Annotated in this window: 2 protein-coding genes; both read right to left on the bottom strand. The window is 69.9% G+C overall.

Features of this window, described 5'->3' with window-relative positions; genetic code table 11:
- A partial coding sequence (locus Cba03nite_RS39320) for a glycoside hydrolase family 10 protein (RefSeq protein ID WP_203757657.1) occupies positions 1 to 1,069 on the bottom strand: 1,069 nt, incomplete at its 3' end.
- A gap of 247 nt (positions 1,070 to 1,316) precedes the next feature.
- On the bottom strand, positions 1,317 to 2,268 hold a 952-nt coding region (locus Cba03nite_RS39315), incomplete at its 5' end, for a glycoside hydrolase family 62 protein (protein WP_203757655.1).

The raw sequence follows: 2,268 nt of genomic DNA, 5'->3' as shown, positions 1-2,268 counted from the left end.
CCACCGGCCCGCCCGGCGTGGACGGCGAGGTCGACGGCGACGGCGGCGGGCTGGCCGGCGGCGTGCTGTTCAGGGCGTTGAGGGTCGAGGTGTAGGCGGCCTTCTTGTTGCCCGAGGAGTCGAACAGCAGCGGGTTCTGGCCGGTGCGCCAGGAGTCGCTGTCGCGGATGCCCCACACGGTGATGCCGTTGCAGCGGGCCACGGCCAGGCACGCGCGGGTGACGGCATCGTACGCGGCGGCCTGGTTGGAGCCGGAGATGTCGAGCTCGGTGATCTGCACGTCGACGCCGAGGTTGGCGAAGCGCTGCAGGTTGGCCTGGTAGTCCGACGGCGCCGAGTTGGTCAGGTGCGACTGGAACCCGACGCAGTCGATCGGCACGCCGCGTGCCTTGAAGTCCTGCACCATGTTGTAGATGCCGGTGGACTTGGCGTTGATCCCGTCGGTGTTGTAGTCGTTGTAGCAGAGCTTCGCGCCGGGGTCGGCCGCGCGGGCGGCGCGGAACGCGGCCTCGATCCAGTCGTTGCCGGTGCGCTGCAGGTTCGAGTCGCGCCGGGCACCGCTCGTGCCGTCGGCGAATGCCTCGTTGACGACGTCCCAGGAGTGGATCTTTCCGCGGTACTTGGTGGCGACCTGTGTGACGTGGTTGAGCATCGCCGAGCGCAGCGTGCTGCCGCTCATGTTCTGTGCCCAGCCGGGTTGCTGCTGGTGCCAGAGCAGCGCGTGTCCGCGGATGCGCATCCCCCTGCTCTGGGCGTGGCTGACGATGCGGTCGGCGTTGGTGTAGGTGAAGTTGTTCTGGGACGGCTCGGTGGCGTCCCACTTCATCTCGTTCTCGGCGGTGACGGAGTTGAACTCGCGGTTGAGGATGTTGACGTAGGTGCTGTCGCTGAGCTTGAACGCGGCGACGGCCGTGCCGAAGTAGCGGCCGCGTTCGGCGGCGGACGCGCCCAGCGTGGTGCCGGCGCTGGCCGAGTTCGCCAGGGCGATGGTGGTCAGGGCGGTCGCGGCGACGAGCGTCGTCGCGGTCAGCGCCGCGCGGAGCGCGCGGACACGGGGTGTTCGGTTCATGTCTGTCTCCTGGGAGCGGTGGACAGGTCCGTGGAGCCGCCCTTGCGGGCGGTAGGACGCCGGTGCTCCGGTCCGGGCGGGCATGGGCGTGCCCGCCGGCCGGTCGTGCTACCTGCCGCCTCGGCGTAGAGAGGGCAGGTCGGCGAAGGGCGGGATGGATCGCCCGTCCGGGTGCCCCGCTGATCGGGAGGCGGGGCACCCGGACAGGTCAGCGGGCCGGTCTGGCCCGCTGACCCGGTCGAGGGCGTCAGCGCTGCAGGGTCAGCAGGCCGGGCCGGTAGGGCAGCAGGCCGTAGTCGCCGCCGGAGTTGGGCGAGCGGCCCTGGTAGAGCAGCTGCAGGTTGCAGGGGTCGATGGTCATGGTCTGGTCGGCGTTGCTGCGCAGCAGCTCACCGTGGCTGATGTCGTTGGTCCAGGTCGCCCCGCTGTTGGCCTTGCCCGCGAACGGGTTCGACTCGCTCGCGGCCTGCGGCGTCCAGCTGCCGCCGAGGCTGCTGGCCGTGAACGAGCGGAAGTAGCGGCCCTGCGAGCCGATCGCCTCGACGATCATCAGGTACTGGTTCTGGCCCGCGACCTTGTAGACCTGGACGGCCTCGAACAGGTTGTTGGTCGTGTCGCTCATGACCACGGTCGAGGTCGAGCCGAAGCTGCCCGGGAAGTTGCCGATGGGCATGCTCGCGCGGTAGATCTTGCCGTTGTCCCCGGCGAAGAACAGGTACATGTTCGTGCTGTCACCGATGACGGCCTGGTCGATGGGGCCGGTGCCGGAGCCGGAGATGCTCCCGGAGAACAGCGTCTGCGGCGCGGACCAGCCGTTGGGGTTGGTGGGGTCGCTGGACGTGCGGTACGAGAACGCCGGCCCGCCCCACTGGTAGGCGAGCACCCAGATGTTGCGCGGCGCGAAGTAGAACAGCGACGGCGCGACGGTGCCCGACGACATCCGGTTCTGGCTGGCCGAGCCCATCTCGGACCAGTTCGAGAAGAGGCTGAAGTTCATGGAGCCCCAGGTCGAGCCGGTGTCGTGGGTGGTGGCGTAGACCAGGTGACGGCCGTTGTAGGGCGCGTAGGTGAAGTCCTTGAGCGAGACCCAGCCCGAGGCGGGCTGCGCCAGCGCGCCGGTCGACGACCAGCGGTAGGTCGACGGCAGCGAGCAGCCTCCGGGCGGCGGGCTGGACGGGGGCGGGGTGCTGCCCACGGGC

The sequence above is a fragment of the Catellatospora bangladeshensis genome, assembly GCF_016862575.1.
Taxonomy (GTDB): domain Bacteria; phylum Actinomycetota; class Actinomycetes; order Mycobacteriales; family Micromonosporaceae; genus Catellatospora; species Catellatospora bangladeshensis.
Note: the sequence above shows the minus strand (reverse complement) of the source record. Positions and strands in the feature narration are given on the sequence as shown.